2 protein-coding genes and 2 pseudogenes are annotated in these 2256 nt (G+C 55.7%); 3 read left to right on the forward strand and 1 reads right to left on the reverse strand.

The genetic code is table 11. The annotated features are described in order from the left end of the window. Positions 1-224, forward strand: a pseudogene (locus tag PL599_RS22660) (cation transporter); the annotation flags it as partial. 49 nt (positions 225-273) lie between these two features. On the opposite strand, the gene PL599_RS22665 reads toward PL599_RS22660, so the two are convergent. Beyond that, positions 274-1383: a helix-turn-helix transcriptional regulator gene (locus PL599_RS22665; RefSeq protein WP_142912467.1), complete on the reverse strand. Its 1110-nt coding sequence runs from the start codon at positions 1381-1383 to the stop codon at positions 274-276. 197 nt (positions 1384-1580) lie between these two features. On the opposite strand from PL599_RS22665, the gene PL599_RS22670 reads away from it, so the two are divergent. Beyond that, the gene (locus PL599_RS22670) at positions 1581-1928 is read left to right on the forward strand and encodes a hypothetical protein (protein ID WP_077982638.1); all 348 of its coding nucleotides are present in this window, start codon (positions 1581-1583) and stop codon (positions 1926-1928) included. A 196-nt stretch (positions 1929-2124) separates the two neighbouring features. Next, positions 2125-2256: pseudogene (locus PL599_RS22675) on the forward strand (cation transporter); the annotation flags it as partial.

Genomic DNA, 2256 nt, shown 5'->3' on the forward strand with positions numbered 1-2256 from the left:
AGACGGTGGAGAAATTCGGTTTCTCCTCCCACTATTCCTATGTCGCCCGTGTCGGCCGCGGCCGTCAGATCGAACTCTTTTTCATCGTGCCGAAAAACTGGCCGCCCCGGCGTCTGGAGGAGTGGGATGCGATCCGCGACGAGATCGGCGATGCGCTGGGCGGCGAGGGGAGCGACCGCTGGCTGACGATCGTGTTCACGACGGATGAAGAGTGGGCGGTTTGAGTCGGCAGGTCATCTTCAATAAGGACGCGTTGTACGAATCGAAGAACACCTAGGGGGCTGGGTTCGCCATTCGGTAAGCGAGACGCAGCAGGTCGTTCTGGCTATGCGTCCCGGTCTTTGCATATAGGCTTTTGAGCTGTGTGCGTATCGTCTCGCGCGACACGGATGCGTCCTGCGCTATCTGCGTGATTGTCTTACCATTTATGACGCCGAGAAATGCGCGCCGCTCTCCCATCGTCAACCGATGAAATTCAGAGAACTGGTCGATTCCGGGTGTTCCGCCAGGCGCGCCGGAAGGCTGGATCAGGAGTGCAACGGTGGGTCCCTCGAAGTACAACGAGAGGCGTTCTTTCTTCATTGCGACAAGCGTGAGCCTGATGCCGTGCGAGAGAAAATCCGCTGTTCTGGGACCGGCATAATTTCGCATCAACATGGCGTTCAGCACGGTCTGAGCGTCCTCGCCGCGCAGGCGTAACTTTCCGAGCGGTGAAACCGATATGAGCGTCCCTTTGTCCAGAAACTTCTGCCCGATCGGGGAAGTTGTATTTATTTGTGCGTTCTCTCCGACAATGACGATACCCGTGCCAACGGCGTCAAACAGCGACGTATTGAGGTCGAAGGCCGCCCATCGCGCCGAGCTGTTCCTGTAAAAACGCGCGGCACGCCTCAGATGGGGGGCGATACGAGTAAGCTGGTCGGAAAAAGCGCTGTTTTCATCGGGATCGTCGCGGCTGGTAACGGTGGATACGATCAGGGGGCTGTCTCCATTCTTGTCAATAGTGACGCCGATGGAGGACGAAATGTTGTTGGGCGCCAACCAGTCATTGAAGAACTCGGTTCTAACCAGCTGCGTTCTGGGGACGATCTGATCCGAGAAAACGCCCAGGCCTACGCTTCGCCTGCCGCAATGCTCCAACCATGGGTTGGTGTTGATATAATATGCCGCATAGCTTTCAAGCTCCGACAGATCGAATTTTGAGGTCATGCCAACGTAATCGTCGGGTTCGCGCGTATTCATGGAGAACAAGATCGTTCGGCCATCAGGTGCATTCCCAGAAAGCCTGTCGAGAAATTGCTGCCACGACGCCTCGCCGAGCAGCGCCGCATAAATGAGGTCTATCAGGTCGTCGTCCGAGTGCCTTAAGCCACGAATGCTCATGCCTCAATCCCTGCCCCGAGTGCCCTCAACAAAAGAGTCAGTTCCTCTAACCTCGACTAATTCACCCGATCGGGTGATTGAGGATGATAGGTGAAGCTCTAAAAATCGTCCAGTCTTGAACTAGCGCGTGTAAAAGGATGCGGTGCAAGTTCTCGTTTATTTTTTAAGATGTGCCGACCTATTAATGGAGAGAAATTATGAAGTCATATATTTCACTAACCTGCGTATCGGTTGCTGTCCTTGCTCTTTCGGGTTGCGTCAGCGCCGGCAGTGCGGACAAGACGGTGGAACTTTCGGTTGGTCAGACGCGCCACCTCACGGCTTACAGAGCGGATAGCTGCGGTGCGACTCCTTTGAGTTTTGCGGCGCTGGCGCCCAAGCTGCCGAAATCCAAGATCATCTCCTATTCAGATGGCGGCATTTCCAGTCGTTTAAGCAAGCAGTGCGGCCGCAACGTTCCGACACGTGCGGTGAATGCGACGGGTATAGCCAAGGGAACTGAAACGCACCGCTATCAGGATGTCATTTCCATCGTTGTGAAGTGAGCCTGACGGTTTAGTGTCGTAAGAGCGCCGCCGGCGCTCACGAGCAAAAAAGCGGAGTCCGATCCTCCTGTCGCGAAGTTTGCTGTCTGCTGGCGGTTCATTTTCTCACGTCTGTACTTTATGGGGGCGCCTTTCCAGCCCGGGTCCATGGGCTTTAAAGGCGCTCCCACCATGCAGACGCCTGTCGTCTGGCAATTGTGGCGTCATCATCCCCATGCCGCTCGGCAATGTGAAACAGGCGCTGGCTGACATCCTTCTGGTGACCCCGCTGGAATTCAAGCAGCATGTGGACCGGGTGGCGGTCGAGACGGTGGAGAAATTCGGTTTC

Source organism: Agrobacterium sp. ST15.16.055 (assembly GCF_027956555.1).
Classification (GTDB): Bacteria; Pseudomonadota; Alphaproteobacteria; order Rhizobiales; family Rhizobiaceae; genus Agrobacterium; species Agrobacterium salinitolerans.